Annotated in this window: 15 protein-coding genes and 1 riboswitch; of the genes, 7 read left to right on the top strand and 8 right to left on the bottom strand. The window is 63.6% G+C overall.

All coding sequences use genetic code 11. The annotated features are described in order from the left end of the window. The first annotated feature begins 1 nt into the window (after position 1). The gene (locus ACKLLE_RS20490; RefSeq protein ID WP_420058906.1) at positions 2 to 616 is read left to right on the top strand and encodes a CatB-related O-acetyltransferase; all 615 of its coding nucleotides are present in this window, start codon (positions 2 to 4) and stop codon (positions 614 to 616) included. 6 nt (positions 617 to 622) lie between these two features. On the opposite strand, the gene ACKLLE_RS20495 is transcribed toward ACKLLE_RS20490, so the two are convergent. Together ACKLLE_RS20495 and ACKLLE_RS20500 are read right to left on the bottom strand one after the other, a co-directional pair. Continuing rightward, on the bottom strand, positions 623 to 1,831 hold the full coding sequence (locus ACKLLE_RS20495) for an acyltransferase family protein (RefSeq protein WP_420058907.1): 1,209 nt from the start codon (positions 1,829 to 1,831) through the stop codon (positions 623 to 625). Between the two features lie 13 nt (positions 1,832 to 1,844). Continuing rightward, entirely contained in the window at positions 1,845 to 3,731 is a 1,887-nt protein-coding gene (locus ACKLLE_RS20500) for an O-antigen ligase family protein (RefSeq protein WP_420058908.1), read from the bottom strand. A gap of 154 nt (positions 3,732 to 3,885) precedes the next feature. On the opposite strand from ACKLLE_RS20500, the gene msbA reads away from it, so the two are divergent. Both msbA and hldE read left to right on the top strand, forming a co-directional pair. Then, positions 3,886 to 5,691: a lipid A export permease/ATP-binding protein MsbA gene (gene msbA, locus ACKLLE_RS20505; RefSeq protein ID WP_009399397.1), complete on the top strand. Its 1,806-nt coding sequence runs from the start codon at positions 3,886 to 3,888 to the stop codon at positions 5,689 to 5,691. A 130-nt stretch (positions 5,692 to 5,821) separates the two neighbouring features. Next, positions 5,822 to 7,243, top strand: a complete 1,422-nt coding sequence (gene hldE, locus ACKLLE_RS20510) for a bifunctional D-glycero-beta-D-manno-heptose-7-phosphate kinase/D-glycero-beta-D-manno-heptose 1-phosphate adenylyltransferase HldE (RefSeq protein WP_420058909.1) — start codon at positions 5,822 to 5,824, stop codon at positions 7,241 to 7,243. A 64-nt stretch (positions 7,244 to 7,307) separates the two neighbouring features. On the opposite strand, the gene ACKLLE_RS20515 is transcribed toward hldE, so the two are convergent. The 4 genes from ACKLLE_RS20515 to ACKLLE_RS20530 form a co-directional block, all read right to left on the bottom strand. After that, positions 7,308 to 8,267 (bottom strand): metal ABC transporter ATPase, encoded by a 960-nt coding sequence (locus ACKLLE_RS20515; protein ID WP_420058910.1) that lies wholly within the window; start codon positions 8,265 to 8,267, stop codon positions 7,308 to 7,310. A 40-nt stretch (positions 8,268 to 8,307) separates the two neighbouring features. Further along, entirely contained in the window at positions 8,308 to 9,120 is an 813-nt protein-coding gene (locus ACKLLE_RS20520; RefSeq protein ID WP_420058911.1) for an aldo/keto reductase, read from the bottom strand. Further along, positions 9,117 to 10,292 carry an NAD(P)/FAD-dependent oxidoreductase gene (locus tag ACKLLE_RS20525; protein ID WP_420058912.1) on the bottom strand — a complete coding sequence of 392 codons (1,176 nt, stop codon included), beginning with the start codon at positions 10,290 to 10,292 and terminating at the stop codon, positions 9,117 to 9,119. The genes ACKLLE_RS20520 and ACKLLE_RS20525 overlap by 4 nt, the downstream gene beginning before the upstream one ends. 62 nt (positions 10,293 to 10,354) lie before the next feature. After that, positions 10,355 to 10,687 (bottom strand): DMT family transporter, encoded by a 333-nt coding sequence (locus ACKLLE_RS20530; protein ID WP_009399408.1) that lies wholly within the window; start codon positions 10,685 to 10,687, stop codon positions 10,355 to 10,357. A gap of 91 nt (positions 10,688 to 10,778) precedes the next feature. On the opposite strand from ACKLLE_RS20530, the gene ACKLLE_RS20535 reads away from it, so the two are divergent. After that, positions 10,779 to 11,669 carry a LysR family transcriptional regulator gene (locus ACKLLE_RS20535; RefSeq protein WP_420058934.1) on the top strand — a complete coding sequence of 297 codons (891 nt, stop codon included), beginning with the start codon at positions 10,779 to 10,781 and terminating at the stop codon, positions 11,667 to 11,669. 144 nt (positions 11,670 to 11,813) lie between these two features. Beyond that, entirely contained in the window at positions 11,814 to 13,085 is a 1,272-nt protein-coding gene (waaA, locus tag ACKLLE_RS20540; RefSeq protein ID WP_420058913.1) for a lipid IV(A) 3-deoxy-D-manno-octulosonic acid transferase, read from the top strand. 92 nt (positions 13,086 to 13,177) lie between these two features. Here the strand turns inward: waaA and ACKLLE_RS20545 are convergent, their stop codons facing one another. Beyond that, complete coding sequence (locus tag ACKLLE_RS20545) at positions 13,178 to 14,611, bottom strand: TolC family outer membrane protein (protein ID WP_009399510.1); 1,434 nt, start codon at positions 14,609 to 14,611, stop codon at positions 13,178 to 13,180. Between the two features lie 143 nt (positions 14,612 to 14,754). Further along, positions 14,755 to 14,859, top strand: a riboswitch (TPP riboswitch). A gap of 151 nt (positions 14,860 to 15,010) precedes the next feature. On the opposite strand from ACKLLE_RS20545, the gene thiC reads away from it, so the two are divergent. Next, on the top strand, positions 15,011 to 16,900 hold the full coding sequence (gene thiC / locus ACKLLE_RS20550; RefSeq protein WP_064301489.1) for a phosphomethylpyrimidine synthase ThiC: 1,890 nt from the start codon (positions 15,011 to 15,013) through the stop codon (positions 16,898 to 16,900). A 64-nt stretch (positions 16,901 to 16,964) separates the two neighbouring features. After that, the gene (gene cytX, locus ACKLLE_RS20555) at positions 16,965 to 18,293 is read left to right on the top strand and encodes a putative hydroxymethylpyrimidine transporter CytX (RefSeq protein ID WP_420058914.1); all 1,329 of its coding nucleotides are present in this window, start codon (positions 16,965 to 16,967) and stop codon (positions 18,291 to 18,293) included. Here cytX and ACKLLE_RS20560 read toward each other — a convergent pair. Beyond that, the gene (locus ACKLLE_RS20560) at positions 18,262 to 19,002 is read right to left on the bottom strand and encodes an RsiV family protein (protein ID WP_279896598.1); all 741 of its coding nucleotides are present in this window, start codon (positions 19,000 to 19,002) and stop codon (positions 18,262 to 18,264) included. The two genes, cytX and ACKLLE_RS20560, sit on opposite strands and share 32 nt — an antisense overlap. Positions 19,003 to 19,134: the final 132 nt, after the last annotated feature.

Here is a 19,134-nt window from a genome sequence, read left to right on the forward strand (position 1 = left end):
AATGGGCTGGATCGCACGGTTTCTGGAAAAACGCGCCAAGCGCGAGATCCGCAAGCTGCCCCGCAGCGAGCGCGGCCGGGCGCGTTTCAAGGCGCGTTACCCGCAGTACGAGTTCGGTATCGGCAGCTACGGGCTGCCCGAGGTGCATGACTGGCAGGAAGGCTCGACGCTCAGGATCGGCGCCTACTGTTCGATTGCCGAGGGCGTGGAGATCTTCCTGGGCGGGCACCACCGGGCCGACTGGGTGACGACCTATCCCTTTCCTGCGATGTTCGATGAAGCGGCGCATATCAAGGATTACAACGGCACTCGTGGCGATGTGGTCATCGGCAACGATGTCTGGCTGTGTTCCAACAGCAGCATCCTTTCAGGGGTAACGGTCGGCCATGGTGCCATCGTGGCCGCCGGGGCCTTGGTCACCCGCGACGTGCCGCCCTATGCGATCGTCGGTGGGAATCCGGCCAAGGTGATCAACTGGCGCTTTGCACCGGAAGTTCGTGCCGAGCTGCTACAGGCTGCCTGGTGGGATTGGCCCGAGGCGGAGATTCGCCAAGTCCTGGACAAGCTTTGCAGCGATGACATCCAGGCCTTCCTCGAATACGCGCGCCAGCGTTGATCCGGCTCAGGCCTTTTCGACGGGATTGGCCTGCAGTGCTTCCCGCTTGCGCCTGAGCCTGGCGGCCAGGGTCTTGCCCTTGGCAATGCCCGGTTTTTCGAAGAGCAGGAAAGTCGCGCTGCTCACCAGCACCAGTAAAAGCGTGCACAGGGCGATCAGGGCGATGAAGGGCAATGGCTCGTCCATGGCAAAGCCCATCTGCGGATAGTAGTGGTAAGCCAGCCACCACAGCAGGAACCCGTGCAGCAGGTAGGTGCTGTAGCTGATTTCACCGAGCCAGCGGGCGCTGGGCAGGCGCAGCGCGCCGAACAGGTCGTTGCCGGAAACGACCACGAAGAACACCACGCTGAGCAACAGCAGCGGGAACACCGCGAAGGTTTTGCGCAGCAGGGTCAACACTACCATCAGCAGCACTACAGCGACGATCGCCGCCAGCCGGCTACGGCCCCAGGCTATTAGCGCAGGCTTGCGCACCCAGTAGGCAGCCGCAATACCCCCAAGGAAAGCCAGCAGGTACTTCTTCTTCAACGAGTGCTCCCAACCCACCAGTTGCGCGAGCAAGTACAACCCAAGCAGGCATGCGATGGTCTTCAGGTGACTGCCACGATAAATGAAGACCATGCCCAGCAATGGCAGGGAAAGATAGAAATACACTTCGTAGGTAAGCGTCCAGGTGACATTGGAGATGAGTGTTCCAGTGCCTTGGACCTGATTGATATCCGGGCGATCGAAGATTAGCCACAGGAACAGATGCTTGAACAGTTGTGCGGGTGTTTCAAGCAGATTGCAATCCTTCAAATAAAACACCGTCACACAGATTGCAGCCAACAGTGGCAAATACAACGGATAAAGACGGAACAGACGGGACACCGCAAACGCTTGCCAATTGAATTCGCGCCCCTGCTTTAGCAGTCGGTCCCAGAATAAAAAGCCGGTGATCATGAAGAACAGCGCAACACCGATCTGTCCGATCTGGGCGAACACCCGCTCTGGAGGCATGCCTATTTGGCCGCTTTGGTGGAAATGCCAGGCAATGGCCGAGTGGTGAATAAAGACGCCGAGCGCCAGGTAGCCGCGAAGCCCATCGATAGCAGTGGCGCGACCTTTGGTGGTTTCCAGGTTGCAGGCGATAACGGAAAAACGGACCAGAAATGCAGCGGTCCCCAATGCCAGCAGATAAGCAGCGACCGTCATGAGAAGCGCAGTAGGCATCATGGCTTTATTGTTCTTATCCTGTTGGCTGAAGGCGCTTGCGGATTAGTTGCACGTTGCGGCTGGAGCCGACGTTGGCGTACCCCTCGAGCAGGAATTCGATATTTTCTTCGAACAGCCAATGGCGATCCTCGGGATAGCGTTGCATGTGCCGCAAGTTGCGTTGCCTCATCTTCCAGGACAAAGAGGAAGGCAATATGCGCATATCGGCTACGTCTATCAGACCGAACTCGTCATTCTCGAGCAGTAGCACGTTACCGAGGTGAAGCGAGCGAAAGTATATACCTAGCTCATGAAGCTGCGCGATGAACCGCCCGACGCGGACGCTCAGGGCTTTTCGTGCTGCAGGCGAGGCGCTATTGGTAAAAGCATGACGCAACGTCTGTCCCGGTAACGGCTGGTAGCGGACGCCTTGGCTGTTGTCCTGGAAGATGTACAGGTCGAGGACCAGGGGAGAGGCCACGCCGAGAGCTCTCAAGCATTGACTGTTATTGGCGAAACGTTGCGAGTAGGGATTCAGGTTGCCCGAGGTGTACCAGCGTCTGCGGCGAAACAGCTTGAGGAAACTGCCGTCTTGCAGGCGCAGCACCTTGGGGCCCAGGCCGTCTTCTTCTATAACGTTTCCGTCTTTGATCAATTGCCTGGCGTTTTCAGGTGAAATCCGTTGCGGCTCCACAGCAGCGACGCGGCCTGCGCGTTGAGCAATATCGAGGGCTGCAATCAGGGCCAGGGGAATCCACAGCAGGAACCAGTGCTCTTTTGGCCGTGAGAGAATTCCGCCACCCTCGGTCAGACCCGCGCCAATACCGAACACCAGGAGAGCCGAAGCGAGAACGAATATCCAGTGCCGACGATTGCGCCAACCGGTGTACAGACCGTAGCCGATCATACCGATCCACGGCAGGAAACCAATCAACCCGACGTTGTAAAGGACGCCCAATGCAAAGTTGTGCGGTTCGCTCAGCGGATAACCGAGGCCCACATCGATGCTCATCGGCGCATCGTAGCCGCTTCCGATCAAGGGATGCTGGAGGAACATTTGCCAGCTCAAGCTCCAGATCTCGAAACGATGGGATGAGCCGCGGGCAACAATTATCTCCGGGGCACAGGCGAGTCCGATGCCTGCAACTGCCAACAATGTCAGCAACATCGCGAGAGAACGACGCGATGCATGCAAGAAGGTGACCCAGCACACTACCAGCGCCAGTGCTACCAGCGGTGTTCGTGAACCAGTAGCCGCTATGGCGATGAACATCACCAACAATGCGATCAGGCAGAAACTCAAGGCCAGCGGCTCCTTGCTCTTGTTGATGCACATGCACAGCCAGTAGGTAAAGAAGAATCCGAACAAATGGGAACTGAGCAACGGATTGTCCAGTGCGCCTGTTCCCACCAGACGCACCCCGGTAGTGTAGATCCAGGCGAGGTCGTGGGTTTCCAGCATCGGACCGACGACCAGTGCGAAACCGTGGAGCTCTCGTATGGAGGCGAGCAGCGCAAGTACTGCGGAACCGAGCAGCAGGGGTTTGAGCAACTCGTAGCGGTAACGCAGCATCAGGCAGGTTCCGGCGAACAGCATGAACGTATGCAACGGACGTTTGATCAGGCTTCCAGCAGCCTCGTCCGAAGTGGTCCAAGTGATGCTGAGGGTTGCATATAGAGCGAACAGGCTGAACAGGAGGACGATGGGTTCACGCAGCAGGTTTCTGAGCTCGCTTGGCCGTAAACAAAGGGCGAGCAGCGTCGGAATGCTGAACAAGGCGTAATACAGCTTGTGGTGGAGACTGCGGTCCGGCAGGTAGAACAGGGCACTGAGCAGCAGGAAGTAGCCAATCGGCAGGAGCCATAAAAGAATGAAGTCGAACAGGCGGTTGGCGCCCTGATGAAGGCTGCTCGGATGCATAGACTAGGCTGGTGGTGATTTGTGAAGCGGCCATACTAACCCAACCGCTGGGGATATGCTGTGAAAGCTCGGGAGGTCGCCGGGCATTGGGCAAATTACCCTGTCATGAAGCTGTGTTAAAGTCGGCCTCCCAATTTCCACTTCCCTCCGTGATATGACCGATTCCAGTGGCTCCGCCAGCCCCTCGAGCATAAAGATCTACTTTCGCCTGCTTGGCTACGTCCGGCCCTATATCGGGCTGTTCCTGCTGAGCATCGTCGGCTTCCTGATCTTTGCCTCGACCCAACCGATGCTGGGCTACATCCTCAAGTACTTCGTCGATGGCCTGTCCAACCCCGAAGCCGTGCTCTTCCCCAGTGTTCCCTATCTGCGCGACCTGCAATTGCTGCAGGCGGTGCCGCTGCTGATCATCCTGATCGCGGCCTGGCAGGGCCTTGGCTCCTACCTCGGCAACTATTTCCTGGCAAAGGTTTCCCTGGGCCTGGTGCATGACCTGCGCGTCCAGTTGTTCAACAACCTGCTGACCCTGCCCAACCGCTATTTCGACAAGCACAACTCCGGACACCTGATCTCGCGCATCACCTTCAACGTGACCATGGTCACCGGTGCTGCCACCGATGCGATCAAGGTGGTGATCCGCGAAGGCATGACCGTGATCTTCCTGTTCGGCTCGCTGTTGCTGATGAATTGGCGGCTGACCCTGGTGATGATCGCCATCCTGCCGCTGATCGCCTTCATGGTCAGCCGGGCCAGCAAGAAATTCCGCAAGCAGAGCAAGAAGATCCAGGTCGCGATGGGCGATGTCACCCATGTGGCCTCGGAAACCATCCAGGGTTATCGCGTGGTGCGCAGCTTCGGTGGCGAGGTCTACGAGCAGAAGCGTTTCCTCGACGCCAGCCAGAGCAATACCGACAAGCAACTGCGCATGACCCGCACCGGTGCGATCTACACCCCATTGCTGCAGCTGGTCATCTATACCGCCATGGCCATCCTGATGTTCCTGGTGCTGTACCTGCGCGGTGACGCCTCGGCCGGTGACATGGTCGCCTACATCACCCTGGCCGGCCTGCTGCCCAAGCCCATTCGGCAGTTGTCGGAAGTCAGCTCGACCATCCAGAAGGGCGTCGCCGGCGCGGAAAGCATCTTCGAGCAGCTGGATGTCGAGCCGGAGCTGGACAAGGGCACCGTCGAGCGCGAGAGCGTCAGCGGTCGTCTCGACGTGCGCAACCTCAGCTTCACCTACCCCGGCACCGATCGCTTGGTGCTGGACGACATCAGCTTCTCGGCCGAGCCGGGCCAGATGATCGCCCTGGTGGGGCGCTCGGGCAGCGGCAAGTCGACCCTGGCCAGCCTGATCCCGCGCTTCTACCACCACAGCCATGGCGAGATCCTGCTCGACGGCATCGAGGTCGAGGACTACCGTCTGCTCAACCTGCGCCGGCACATTGCCCAGGTGACCCAGCACGTGACCCTGTTCAGCGATACCGTGGCCAACAACATCGCCTACGGTGATCTGGCCGGTGCACCACGCGCCGATGTCGAGGCGGCGGCAGCTGCGGCCTATGCCAAGGACTTCGTCGATCAGTTGCCGCAGGGCTTCGATACCCAGGTCGGGGAGAACGGCGTGCTGCTGTCCGGTGGCCAGCGCCAGCGCCTGGCGATCGCCCGGGCGTTGCTGAAGAACGCGCCGCTGCTGATCCTCGACGAGGCGACCTCGGCCCTGGATACCGAATCCGAGCGGCATATCCAGGCGGCCCTGGACCATGTCATGGAAGGGCGTACCACCCTGGTCATTGCCCACCGGCTGTCGACCATCGAGAAGGCCGACCTGATCCTGGTCATGGACCAGGGCCGGATCGTCGAGCGCGGTACCCATGAGCAACTGCTCGCTGCCAACGGCTACTATGCCCGCCTGCATGCCATGGGCCTCGACGAGCCGGGCAAGGTCGACATCACCTGAAACAAGTGCGCCGGGCCCTCTCGGCCCGGCGCCTTGGCGTTAACGGTGTGCCCGTCAGCGGGCACAGGCGAGCTGTCGCCAACCCTGTGCTAATATCCCGCCCCTGTTCATTCTGTCTGATGGGTTATCCATGAAGTTGTCCATGCCGCGTTTCGATCAAGCCCCGGTTCTGGTGGTCGGCGATGTCATGCTCGACCGCTACTGGCATGGCGGTACTTCGAGGATCTCGCCTGAAGCGCCGGTGCCGGTGGTCAAGGTCGAGCAGATCGAGGATCGTCCCGGCGGCGCGGCCAACGTCGCCTTGAACATCGCAGCACTGGGCGCACCTGCCGCACTGGTTGGCGTCACCGGCCAGGACGAGGCGGCCGACAGCCTGGCCAACAGCCTGCAGGCGGCTGGCGTGCGTTCGGTGTTCCAGCGCATCGCCCACCAACCGACCATCGTCAAGCTGCGGGTCATGAGCCGGCACCAGCAACTGCTGCGTATCGATTTCGAGGAACCCTTCGCCACCGACCCGCTGTCCTTGGGCTCGGAGGTCGAGGCCTTGCTGGAAGGGGTCAGGGTGCTGGTGCTGTCCGACTACGGCAAGGGCGCACTGAAAAACCACCAGAGCCTGATCCAGGCGGCCCGCGAGCGCGGCATCCCGGTACTGGCCGACCCCAAGGGCAAGGACTTCTCCATCTACCGTGGCGCCAGCCTGATCACCCCGAATCTCAGCGAATTCGAAACCATCGTCGGTCGCTGTGCCGACGAGGCCGAGCTGGTGGCCAAGGGTGGCGAGCTGATGCGCGAGCTGGAGCTGGGGGCCTTGCTGGTCACCCGCGGCGAACACGGCATGACCTTGCTGCGTCCGGATCATCCGGCCCTGCACCTGCCGGCCCGGGCCCGTGAAGTCTTCGATGTCACCGGTGCCGGCGACACGGTGATCTCCACCCTGGCCGCGGCAATCGCCGCAGGCGAAGACCTGCCCAACGCCGTGGGCCTGGCCAACCTGGCTGCCGGTATCGTGGTCGGCAAGCTGGGTACTGCGGCGATCAGCGCGCCGGAGCTGCGTCGGGCGATCCAGCGCGAGGAAGGCTCCGAGCGCGGCGTGCTGGGCCTGGAGCAACTGCTGCTGGCCATCGACGATGCCCGTGCGCACAACGAGAAGATCGTCTTCACCAATGGCTGCTTCGACATTCTCCATGCCGGTCACGTGACCTACCTGGAGCAGGCGCGGGCCCAGGGTGACCGATTGATCGTCGCGGTCAACGACGACGCGTCGGTGAGCCGGTTGAAAGGGCCGGGGCGTCCGATCAACAGCGTCGATCGGCGCATGGCGGTGCTGGCGGGGCTGGGTGCGGTCGACTGGGTGATCAGCTTTGCCGAAGGCACGCCCGAGAACCTGCTGAGCCAGGTCAAGCCGGACGTGCTGGTCAAGGGTGGTGACTATGGCATCGACCAGGTGGTCGGCGCGGATATCGTCAAGGACTACGGCGGCACGGTGAAGGTGCTGGGCCTGGTGGAAAACAGCTCGACCACGGCGATCGTCGAGAAGATCCGCAAGAACTGAAATGAAGAAGGGCCTGCATTGCAGGCCCTTCTGGTTTACGCGGAGCCTGTGGGAGCTGTGTCGTCTATTTGCTCAACCCGCCCCGCGCCATCTGCAACAACGCCTTCGCCTTTCCGGTAATCCGCTGCAAGCCGCTGGGCCTGGTCGGCGCCAGGCCTTGCTGGCGCAGCCAGTCCTTCCAGCGAATCCGCTCGTCCTTCACCACCCAGCCTTCCTGCTGGGCAAAACTTTCGGCCAGGTAAAGACCGCGGGTGCTGGCCGGTACCAGCCTGTCCTTTTTCAGGGTGTACAACTCGGGCAATGGCTTGCCGTCTTCCAGCGGCATCAGGTACAGGTCGGGGCGCGCGCGATCCAGGCGGGCGACAAGCTGGTCGCCCTCCAGGCGCTCGTCGACATGGAACAGGCTCAGCGACTTGGCTTCCTTCGGTACCTGCAGGCGCAGGTCGTAGATCAGTTGCAGCGATGCCGTCGGCAGATGCACGTAGGCCCGCGGCCGTTCGATCAGTTGCTGGCTACCGCAGCGTACCGGCCGCGCCGCGCCGGTGTGCGGGGAGAGGTTGAACGACAGTGCCTCGCGATAGTGCAGGGCGGCGGCGTAGGGCGCGGGCAGCCAGGTGTCGTTGAAGCGTCCGCCGAGCCAGCCTTCCGGGGTTTCCAGCAGGCATTCCTCGGCAACTTCCTGGACGGCGGTATGCAGCGGCAGGTTGAGCTCCTGCGCCGGGACATAGCCCGAGATCAGCTTGAGCACCACATCGCCGCGGTCCTGCCGGCGCTGGCGCACCAGCACCCAGTAGTCGCGGTGCTGCCAGCACAGGGTCAGGCGTACCGAGACGCCGAGGTTGGCCAGTTCGACGGCGAAGCGTTCGTGATCCGGCAACTGGATCGCCTTGCGTCGTTGCAGGGTCTGGGCAAAGTTGAGCGGCCGGCCGATGCTCTGGTAGCTCAGCCCGTCCGCGCCGGCTTCGACGTGCAGCGGCAGGGTCTTGAAGTTGCTGGGATTCTTGCGGATCAACGTTCGCGGCATGTCGGCTCCTTCTTGCGTTGGGGTCGGCCGCGGCGGCGGCTCAGTGCTGGCGCAGCACCTGGGCGACGGTCGCCACGTTGTGGGCCAGGTGCACGGGATTGATGGTTCCGACAATAGCACTGCCGACGCCTGGGTGGGCAAACAGCAGTTCGAAGCTGGCACGCACCGGATCGACTCCCGGACTCAGGCAGACATGCCCGCTGGCCAGGGCCTTCTTCACCAGGATCGCCTTGCCATGGGTCGCGGCATAGTCGAGCACCGGGCGCTCGGCCTGTTCGTTGAGATTGTAGGTGACCATCGCGCAATCGCCCTGCTCCAGGGCTTTCAGCCCGCCTTCCACGGTTTTGCCGGAAAAGCCGAAGCCGCGGATCTTGCCTTCCTGCTTGAGCAGGGCAAGGGTCTGGTAGACCTCCTCCTGTTCGAGGATGCGCAGGTCGTCGCCGTTGGAGTGGACCAGCACCAGGTCGATGGAGTCTGTTTCAAGGCGTTTCAGGCTGCGCTCGATGGAGCGGCGGGTGTGGTCCGCGCTGAAATCGAAGCGGGACTGGCCGTCCTCGAACTCTTCACCCACCTTGCTGACGATCACCCATTGATCGCGCTGGCCGCGCAGCAGGGGGCCGAGACGCTCTTCACTGCGACCGTAGGCCGGCGCCGTGTCGATCAGGTTGATGCCCAGGTGGCGGGCCTGGGCGAGCAGCATGCGGGCGCTTTCATCGTCAGGGATGGTGAAACCGTTGGGGTACTTGACCCCTTGGTCGCGACCCAGCTTGACGGTGCCCAGGCCCAGCGGTGAAACCGAAAGGCCGGTACTGCCCAGCGGGCGATGCAGGTCATGCAGCGTTGGCAGGGTCATGGCAGCAGGCGATCCCATTCAGGTAGGGCCAGGGGTGGCCTGGGCAGGTCGGGCAGGGCGGGGAAGCCGCCTGGCTTGATGCCGTCGCGGTCGAGGGCCTGCAGCACGCGGTCGGCGAAATCCGGGGCGAGGGCCAGCTTGGTCGGCCAGCCGACCAGCAGATTATGCTGGTCGGCGAGGAAGGCGTTATCCGGACGGACCAGGCCGGATTGCGCCGGCTCGGCCCGATCGACCCGCAGGGTGGCCCAGCGGACCTGGCTCAGGTCCACCCACGGCAGCAGGCTGGCGACTTCCTTCCTTGCTGCGGCGATCTGCGCCTCCGGCTCGCGGGCCACGCCATCGGCTTCGGCGAGGTCGCCGCCGAGGTACCAGACCCACTGGCCGTCGGCTGCCGGATGGGTGGTGACGGTAATGCGCGGCTTGGGGCCACCGCCCAGGCAGTGGGCGTACAGCGGCTTAAGGCTCGGCCCCTTGGCAATCACCATATGCAGCGGCCTGCGCTGCATGGCCGGCTGGCTCAGGCCGAGGTCGGCGAGCAGTTCGGCAGTGCCGGCGCCGGCACTGAGGACGATGCGCCTGGCGCGGATTTCCCGCTCATCGACGCGCAGGCCGACCAGTTCGTTGCCTTCGCGCAGGGGCTCGATGCGCTCGCCGGCGAGCAGGCTGTCGCCGGCCAGTTCCGCAAGGCGTTGCAGCAGGCTTGGCACGTCCACCACCAGTTCCGCCAGGCGATAGACCTTGCCCTTGAAGCCGCGATCCTGCAGGGCTGGCGGCAACTGGTCGCCCTTGACCTGATCGACCCGGCCACGTACCGCCTTGCTGGCGAAAAAGCTGGTGAGGTTGCCGGCCAGGGTGCCGGGGGACCACAGGTAATGGGCGTCCGACAGCAGGCGCACACCGGACAGGTCCAGCTCACCATTGCCGGCCAACGCCTCGCGCCAGCGCCGCGGCATGTCGGCGATGGCTTCCGAGGCGCCGGTCAGGGCGCCATGCAAGGCGTACTTGGCGCCGCCATGGATGATGCCCTGGGACTTGAGGGTCTGCCCGCCACCGACGCTGGTGCGCTCCACCAGCACTGTCGAGTAGCCCAGGCGCCGCAGCCGGGCGTTGAGCCAAAGACCCGCAACCCCCGCGCCGACGATCAGGACGTCGGTGGAAATGACCGATGACATGCAGTTACCTCAACAAGCTGGACAGGCGGGGAAGTATAAGCCTGTTGGGCACTTTTCCGGCATCAATGCCCGGCGGTTTTCGAGAACAGCTGGATCACCACCACGCCGCTGACGATCAGGCCCATGCCCAGCACGGCCGGCAGGTCCAGTTTCTGGCCGTATATCACCAGGGCGACGATGCTGATCAGAACGATGCCCAGGCCCGACCAGATGGCGTAGGCGATGCCTACCGGAATGCTGCGCACCACCAGGGTCAGCATCCAGAACGCCACGCCGTAACCGCACACCATCAGCAGCAATGGCAACGGGGTGCTCAGGCCCTTGACCGCTTTCATCGAAGCGGTGGCGATGACTTCGGCGCAGATGGCGATGGCGAGATAGGTGTAGGCATTCATGACTGGGCACTCCTCTGATGGCTCGCGCATTCTAGAACCTGGCCAGATGCGGTAAAGTCATTTCCTATCTGCCGGGGAGATAGGTTGCATGATTCAAGCGCAATGGAGTCTGGAGCAGGTCCGCCTGTTCGTCGAAGTGGCCGAGCGGCGTTCGTTTTCCGCTGTGGCGCGGGCGGCGGGGCGGGCGCAGTCGGCGGTGAGCAATGCCATCGCACTGCTCGAGACCGACCTCGGGCTGACCCTGTTCGAGCGCAGCAGCGGGCGTCAGCCACAGTTGACCGAAGCGGGAGCGGCGCTGCTGGAGGATGCCAAGGAGTTGCTGCGCCAGTGCGAGCGCCTTGAAGGCCGGGCCTCGGCGCTGATGCGCGGGCAGGAACCGCGCCTGCGCCTGGCCCAGGATGAGGCGATGCCCTATCCGCCGGTGATCGAGAGCCTGGACGAGTTGTCGCTGCAGTTCCCGCTGCTGGAAGTGCAACTGGCCAGCAGCGCCCAGGGCGATGTGGCGCGGCAACTGGTCGAACGGCGCGCGGACCTGGGCTTGATGTTCCATCACGAGCGGGTGCCCGATGCGCTGGAGCGTCGTGTGCTGGGCAGCATCGAGATGGTCACGGTGTGTCCCGTGGGGCATCCGCTGGCGACGGTGGGACGGGTCAGTTGCGAGCATCTGGCGCGGCACCGGCAGTTGCTGGTCAACCCGCGGGACAGCGGCTACGCCGGGGGCGAGCCGGCCAGCCCGCTGGTCTGGCGCGCGGACAGTTTCTATGTGATGGCCGAACTGTTGCAGCGCGGCCTGGGGTGGGCCTGGTTGCCGAGGCATGTAGTGCAGTACCCGGCTTATCAACAACAGATGGTCGAGCTGGATTGCGAATGGCGTCCGCCGGCGCTGGTGGTGGAACTGGCCTGGCGCCGGGACGAGCCGCTGGGGCCGGCGGCGCAGTGGTTGGCGGAAAGGTTTGCTGTGCATCTGCGGGAAATGGGTTGAAGTTTACGGCCTCATCGCCGGCAACGCCGGCTCCCACAGTATGTGAGCGGCGCTAGACCTTGTGGGAGCCGGCGTTGCCGGCGATGAGGCCCTCGAAGTCAGCATGGAAGCATTGCCGATGGCTTCCTTGTAAACTCCCGCGCCATGAACAGAACTCTCTATACCCTGCTGTTTCACCTGGGCCTGCCGCTGGTTGCGCTGCGCCTGTTCCTGCGTGGGCGCAAGGCGCCGGCTTATCGCCAGCGCATTGGCGAGCGTTTCGCCATCGGCCTGCCGCCGCTCAAGCCCGGCGGTATCTGGGTCCACGCCGTGTCGGTGGGCGAAAGCATCGCCGCGGCGCCGATGATCCGTGGGCTGCTGGAACGTTATCCACAGTTGCCGATCACGGTAACCTGCATGACCCCTACCGGCTCGGAACGGATCCGCGCGATGTTCGCCGGCGAGCCGCGCATCCAGCACTGCTACCTGCCCTATGACCTGCCCTGGGCGGCGGCGCGCTTCCTCGACAGGGCGCGACCGCAGTTGGGCATCATCATGGAAACCGAGTTGTGGCCCAACCATATCCACCAATGCGCCAAGCGCGGGATTCCGGTAGCCCTGGCCAACGCCCGGCTATCCGAGCGTTCGGCCCGGGGCTACGCGCGTTTTGCCGGGCTGACCCGGCCGATGCTGGAGGAAATGAGCCTGTTCGCCGTGCAGACCGAGGCCGAGGCCGAGCGCTTCCGCCAGTTGGGCGCGCGTCCGGCGACGGTGCAGGTGACCGGCTCGATCAAGTTCGATCTGAAGATCGACGAGCACCTGCTGCCGCGCGCCCGTGAACTGCGCGAGCAGTGGGGAGCGACCCAGCGTCCCGTGTGGATTGCCGCCAGTACCCACGACGGCGAGGACGCGCTGATCCTGGCTGCGCACAAGCAATTGCTGGACGCCCATGCCGACGCGCTGTTGATCCTGGTGCCACGGCATCCGGAGCGTTTCAACGCGGTTCATCAATTGTGTGCCGAACACTTCGCCACGGTGCGTCGTTCCACCGGCGCGGCGGTGGACGGGCAGACCCGGGTGCTGCTTGGCGACACCATGGGCGAATTGCTGTTCCTGTATGCCCTGGCCGATATCGCCTTCGTCGGCGGCAGCCTGGTGCCGACCGGCGGGCACAACCCGCTGGAGCCGGCGGCGCTGGCCTTGCCGGTGATCATGGGGCCCCATGTGTTCAACTTCCTGGAAATCAGCGCGATGTTGCGCGAGGCGGGAGCGTTGGAGCAGGTCGATGATGCCGAGGGCCTGGCGACCGAGGTGAGAAGGCTGATCGAGTTGCCGCGGGATGCAAGGAGGATGGGCGAGGCGGGCGTGGCGGTGATGCGGGCCAATCAAGGGGCCTTGCAGCGTTTGCTCGATGGTTTGGGGGCTTTGATCAAGTAGAGACTGTTCCACCGCAATCGCTGCGGTGCGGCGATCCGACAAGCCAGCTCCCACAGGGTTCTGTGGGAGCTGGCTTGCCAGCGATAAGGCCCCTACGGACGGCTGTCGAAATTGGCCTTGGCCGCCGCCGCCAGGTCAGGCGGCAGGAAGTCCTTGTCCGGGTTGTAGTCCGGCTTCAGGTAGCGCCCGAGATCCTGCAGGTCCTGCGGGCTCAAGGTTCCGGCGGCCTGCTTAAGGCGCAGGTTGTCGAGGATGTAGTCGTAGCGGGTGTTGTTGTAGTCGCGCACCGAGGTGTACAGCTGGCGCTGTGCGTCGAGTACGTCGACGATGTTGCGCGTGCCCACCTGGTAACCGATTTCCGTGGCTTCCAGCGCGCTCTGGTTGGAAATGATCGACTGCTTGCGCGCCTGAACCTGTTCCACATCGGTGTTTACCGCGCGGTGCAGGTTGCGGGTGTTCTCCACCACCTGGCGGCGCAGGCTTTCACGCTGCTGCTCGGTCTGGCTCAAGCGCTGGTAGGCCTCGCGCACCTGCGAGCTGGTCAGGCCGCCGCTGTAGATCGGGATATTCAACTGCAGGCCGATGCTGGTCTGCTCCACGTCGCCGCCATAGCGCTGCCCGGTGTAGTTCGGGTTGCTGAAGCCGAGGCTGTCGTTGTCACCCTTCTCGTAGCGCGCTACCGCATCGACGGTCGGGGCATGCCCGGCCTTGCGCTGGCGCAGGGTTTCCTCGGCGGCCTGCACGGCGTGGTTGGTCGCTTGCAGGTTGAGGTTCTGCTGGGTCGCGGTGTCGACCCAGGCCTTGGCATCGTTGGGGATCGGCACCTGCACCGGAAGTGTATGGACAATGCCCTGGATCGAGTTGTAGTCGCGGTTGGTCAGGGTCACCAGGGCTTCGAAGGCGTCGGCCACGCGGCGCTCGGCGATGATCCGGTTGGCCCGCGCGGTATCGTAGCTGGCCTGGGATTGCAGTACGTCGGTCTTGTCCGACAGGCCCACGTCGAAGCGCTCGTTGGACTGGTCGAGCTGGCGCTTGAAGGCTGCTTCCTCGGCCTTGGTCGAGGCCAGGTTGTCCTGGGCGCGCAGCACCGCAAAGTAATTCTCGGCGCTTTGCAGGATAAGGTTCTGCTCGGTGGCCGACAGCTCCAGGGCCGCCTGCTCGTTGACTGCTTCGGCTGCCTGCAACTGGAACCAGCGGTCGGCGCGGAAGATCGGCTGGGCCAGGGTCGCGCTCCAGGTGTTGCCGCTGCGGCTGGCAGTGATCGATGGCTGATCGATGCTGGTCCGGGTATTCATCATCTCGGCGCCGGCAGACAGGTTCGGCAGCAGGCCGGCACGGGCCTGGGGCACCACTTCGCGACGGGCGCCATAGTCGGCACGGGCGGCGGCGAGGTCGGCGTTGTTGCTGACGGCCTCGTTGTAAACGCTGACCAGGTCGGTTTTGCTCGACAGCGGCAAGTCTGCTGCCCAGGCCAATCCGTTGGAAGCACAAGACACGGCAAGCGCCAGTGAAAGTTTGCGCAGCATAGGGCGGTCCTTGAACGAAGAAGGTAATTCTGAACTTGCGAGTGTAGTTGCGCTGGCAGTTTGCAACAATCTGGCAATTGCGCCATTTGTCACGCTGGTGTCCGGAGTGTTGGCGTTTGTGCTCGCGCCGGTCTAGACTGCGCGAGTTCTTGTCGGGGTGCCTTGCGTTGAGGCTGAGATCGGAAATTCCGGATCCCGTTGAACCTGATCAGGTTAGCGCCTGCGTAGGGAACAAGATTGCTCGCTTCCCGCGAGCCCTCTTGTGCCGGGTCCGGGAATGTCGAGTCAGCCGCAGCAGGCCGCCAGACACCCCCGCATTCTGCACAGCACCGCCCCAGGTGCATTCTCCGTGCCCCCATCAGGTTCACTCCGACATCCAATCCGTCTGGAGAGCCTGTGATGAGCAAACAAGAAAAATACCCGTCCAACCTGAGCGAGTCCGCCCAGGTCGATCAGCAGTCCGTGCAACCCTTCACCCGTTCGCGCAAGGTGTATGTCGAGGGCTCGCGTCCGGACATCCGCGTGCCGATGCGGGAAATCAGCCTTGACGATACCCCCACCGACTTCGGCGGCGAGCCCAACGCCCCGGTGCTGGTGTACGACACCTCCGGCCCGTACACCGACCCCAATGTGGTGATCGACGTGCGCAAGGGCCTGGGCGACGTACGTTCGGCCTGGATCGACGACCGCGGCGACACCGAACGGCTCGACGGCCTGTCCTCCGACTTCGGCCAGCAGCGCCTGAACGACCCCGAGCTGACCAAGCTGCGCTTCGCCCACGTGCGCAACCCGCGCCGGGCCAAGGCCGGGGCCAACGTCAGCCAGATGCACTATGCGCGCAAGGGCATCATCACCGCCGAGATGGAATACGTCGCGCTGCGCGAAAACATGAAGCTGCAGGAAGCCCGTGCAGCCGGCCTGCTCGATCAGCAGCACGCCGGGCACAGCTTCGGCGCGAGCATTCCGAAGGAGATCACTCCCGAGTTCGTCCGCGAGGAAATCGCCCGCGGCCGCGCGATCATTCCGGCCAACATCAACCACGTGGAACTGGAGCCGATGATCATCGGCCGCAACTTCCTGGTGAAGATCAACGGCAACATCGGCAACAGCGCCCTGGGCTCTTCCATCGAGGAAGAAGTGGCCAAGCTGACCTGGGGCATCCGCTGGGGCTCGGACACGGTCATGGACCTGTCCACCGGCAAGCACATCCATGAAACCCGCGAGTGGATCATCCGCAACTCGCCGGTGCCGATCGGCACCGTACCGATCTACCAGGCCCTGGAAAAGGTCAATGGCGTGGCCGAGGACCTGACCTGGGAATTGTTCCGCGACACCCTGATCGAACAGGCCGAGCAAGGCGTGGACTACTTCACCATCCACGCCGGCGTGCTGCTGCGCTACGTGCCACTGACGGCCAAGCGGGTAACCGGCATCGTCAGCCGCGGCGGTTCGATCATGGCCAAGTGGTGCCTGGCGCATCACAAGGAGAACTTCCTCTATACCCACTTCGAAGAAATCTGCGAAATCATGAAGGCCTACGACGTCAGCTTCTCGCTGGGCGACGGCCTGCGTCCTGGTTCGATTGCCGATGCCAACGACGAAGCGCAGTTCGGCGAGCTGGAAACCCTTGGCGAGCTGACCAAGATCGCCTGGAAGCATGACGTGCAGTGCATGATCGAAGGGCCCGGCCACGTGCCGATGCAACTGATCAAGGAAAACATGGACAAGCAGCTGGAATGCTGCGACGAGGCGCCGTTCTACACCCTCGGCCCGCTGACCACCGACATCGCGCCCGGCTACGACCACATCACCTCCGGTATCGGTGCCGCGATGATCGGCTGGTTCGGCTGCGCCATGCTCTGCTATGTCACGCCGAAGGAACACCTCGGCCTGCCGAACAAGGATGACGTCAAGACCGGGATCATCACCTACAAGATCGCCGCCCATGCGGCGGACCTGGCGAAAGGGCATCCGGGCGCGCAGATCCGTGACAACGCGTTGAGCAAGGCACGTTTCGAATTCCGCTGGGAAGACCAGTTCAACCTGGGCCTGGATCCGGACACCGCGCGCTCGTTCCACGACGAGACCCTGCCGAAGGACTCGGCCAAGGTCGCGCACTTCTGCTCCATGTGCGGGCCGAAGTTCTGCTCGATGAAGATCACCCAGGAAGTGCGCGAATACGCCGCCAACCAGCGCATCGACGCGGTTGACGTGGCGGTCGAGGACGGCATGCGCGAGCAGGCCGAGCGGTTCCGCCAGGAAGGCAGCCAGTTGTACAAGAAAGTCTGAGGCGGCCCCGATCGCTGGCAAGCCAGCTCCCACAGGGTTCTCCGTGGGAGCTGGCTTGCCAGCGATGAGGCCCTCGAAACCAACAAAAAACGCCCGCCGAGACCCTATCGTGTCCCTACCCAGCAACTACTCCCCCGATTCCCCCGTCCCCGGCCACCAGCGCATCTTCGGCGCCCGTGACCTGTTCTCCCTGTGGTTCTCCCTCGGCATCGGCCTGATGGTCCTGCAGACCGGCGCGTTGCTGGCGCCGGGCCTGGGTCTGGCCGGGTCGATCCTGGCCATCGCCCTGGGCACCCTGGTCGGCGTTCTGCTGCTGGCCGCGGTTGGGGTGATCGGCAGCGACACCGGCCTTTCGGCCATGGCCGCCCTGCGCCTGAGCCTGGGCCGGCACGGCGCGGCGCTTCCGGCAGTGCTCAACCTGCTGCAACTGATCGGCTGGGGCTCCTTCGAAATCATCGTCATGCGCGACGCCGCCAGCCTGCTCGGCGCGCAGTCATTCGGCGACAGCAGCGCCTGGAACAGTCCGCTGCTGTGGACCCTGTTCTTCGGCGGTCTCGCCACCTTGCTGGCGGTCAGCGGTCCGCTGACCTTCGTGCGCCGCATCCTGCGCAAATGGGGGATCTGGCTGCTGCTTGGCGCCTGCCTGTGGCTGACCTGGAACCTGTTCGCCAAGGCCGACCTGGCCGCTCTGTGGACGAAGGCGGGTGACGGCACCCTGTCGCTGGCGGTGGGCTTCGACATCGCCATTGCCATGCCGCTGTCGTGGCTCCCGCTGATAGCCGACTACTCGCGCTTCGGCAAGCGTGCCAGCCGGGTTTTCGGCGGCACTGCACTGGGCTTCTTCATCGGTAACTTCTGGTTGATGAGCCTGGGCGTGGCGTACACCCTGGCGTTCGCCCCGAGCGGTGAAGTGAACGCCTTGCTGCTGGCGTTGGCAGGGGCGGGCCTGGGTATTCCGCTGCTGCTGATCCTGCTCGACGAGTCGGAAAACGCTTTTGCCGATATCCATTCGGCGGCGGTGTCCAGCGGCCTGCTGCTACGCCTGAAGGTGGAGCACCTGGCGCTGGCGATCGGCGTGGTCTGCACCCTGATCGCCTGCTTCGCGCCGCTGGCGCAGTACCAGAACTTCCTGCTGCTGATCGGCTCGGTGTTCGCGCCGCTGTTCGGCGTGGTGCTGGTGGATCACTTCGTGCTGCGCCGGCGGCGCCTGCCGGCGCAGGTCGGTTCGCTGCACTTCGGCGCCGTGCTGGCATGGGCCGGCGGCGTGGCAACCTACCATTTGCTGGCGAACCATATGCCCGAGGTTGGTGCGACCCTGCCGGCCTTGCTGCTGGCAGGGGTGCTGCACGGGCTGTTCAGCTTCAGCCGCGGCCGGGGAACAGTTCCGGCTTGATCACACCATTGAGGCGCGGGTAGGGGATCTTCAGTTCGACGTGGCCCATGGCGTAGGGCGCAATGGCGTACACGTCGTACTTGAGCACCACTGCGCCGTAGGTCAGGGCGATGTTCGGGGTTTTCTGGAACGGCCAGTTCTTCACGAATTCCGGGTCCTGGTCCATCTTGGTCGAGATCAGCCAGCCGCGATGGGCCTCTTGCGCGGTTTTCCAGAACGTCTCTTCCTGGCCCGGAACCAGCATGTCCTGCAGGGTCAGGACCTTTTCCTGCTGGCGCGACCAGTTGATGAAGGCGCGGCCGGGGTTGCCGTGGGCGCCGCCGGTATCCAGGTAGCTGGACAGCTCGATGATCACCAGTCCGTCATGCTGCTCGCGTACCTTGGCTTGCAGATAGCTGCTGTTACGGCTCTGCGCCGAACGCAGGAAACTCTCTTCATAGGCCTTGAGCGAGGTCGGCAGCGGCCCGCCGGCGGCGGCGAACTGCAGCAGGCGACGCTCGATCACCGCGTCCAGTTGCGGCTGGGCCGGGAAGTGCAGGGTGTCGATGTTCACCAGCGGGCAATCGCTGGCGCTGCAACCGGGCTTGATGTGCTCCCAGGCTTCGCGCTTGACCTCCAGCGGCTTGCGCATGTTGGGCTGGAAAACGCTCTGGCAGGCCCCCAGGGCCAGGGCCAGTACGGCCACGGTAGTCAGTTTCGCAAGCGTCATGATGATCCTTCTGGAACGACGGTAATCGGCCTTGGACCGCCGGCATGGCAGTCGGTTCGCCGCTAACCTTGATTAGACAGACGGTGCCTATCCTCGCAGTCCTTGGGTTGACTTGAAAGAGGGTGAAAGCCG

Origin of the sequence: Pseudomonas bharatica (assembly GCF_048586865.1) — a bacterium.
Lineage (GTDB): Bacteria > Pseudomonadota > Gammaproteobacteria > Pseudomonadales > Pseudomonadaceae > Aquipseudomonas > Aquipseudomonas bharatica.

Bases quoted from the DNA above. Each gene is read 5' to 3' on its own strand.
- ACKLLE_RS20490 (WP_420058906.1), top strand. From the start codon at position 2: ATGGGCTGGATCGCACGGTTTCTGGAAAAACGCGCCAAGCGCGAGATC.
- ACKLLE_RS20495 (WP_420058907.1), bottom strand. From the start codon at position 1,831: ATGATGCCTACTGCGCTTCTCATGACGGTCGCTGCTTATCTGCTGGCA.
- ACKLLE_RS20500 (WP_420058908.1), bottom strand. From the start codon at position 3,731: ATGCATCCGAGCAGCCTTCATCAGGGCGCCAACCGCCTGTTCGACTTC.
- msbA (WP_009399397.1), top strand. From the start codon at position 3,886: ATGACCGATTCCAGTGGCTCCGCCAGCCCCTCGAGCATAAAGATCTAC.
- hldE (WP_420058909.1), top strand. From the start codon at position 5,822: ATGAAGTTGTCCATGCCGCGTTTCGATCAAGCCCCGGTTCTGGTGGTC.
- ACKLLE_RS20515 (WP_420058910.1), bottom strand. From the start codon at position 8,267: ATGCCGCGAACGTTGATCCGCAAGAATCCCAGCAACTTCAAGACCCTG.
- ACKLLE_RS20520 (WP_420058911.1), bottom strand. From the start codon at position 9,120: ATGACCCTGCCAACGCTGCATGACCTGCATCGCCCGCTGGGCAGTACC.
- ACKLLE_RS20525 (WP_420058912.1), bottom strand. From the start codon at position 10,292: ATGTCATCGGTCATTTCCACCGACGTCCTGATCGTCGGCGCGGGGGTT.
- ACKLLE_RS20530 (WP_009399408.1), bottom strand. From the start codon at position 10,687: ATGAATGCCTACACCTATCTCGCCATCGCCATCTGCGCCGAAGTCATC.
- waaA (WP_420058913.1), top strand. From the start codon at position 11,814: ATGAACAGAACTCTCTATACCCTGCTGTTTCACCTGGGCCTGCCGCTG.
- ACKLLE_RS20545 (WP_009399510.1), bottom strand. From the start codon at position 14,611: ATGCTGCGCAAACTTTCACTGGCGCTTGCCGTGTCTTGTGCTTCCAAC.
- thiC (WP_064301489.1), top strand. From the start codon at position 15,011: ATGAGCAAACAAGAAAAATACCCGTCCAACCTGAGCGAGTCCGCCCAG.
- cytX (WP_420058914.1), top strand. From the start codon at position 16,965: ATGAGGCCCTCGAAACCAACAAAAAACGCCCGCCGAGACCCTATCGTG.
- ACKLLE_RS20560 (WP_279896598.1), bottom strand. From the start codon at position 19,002: ATGACGCTTGCGAAACTGACTACCGTGGCCGTACTGGCCCTGGCCCTG.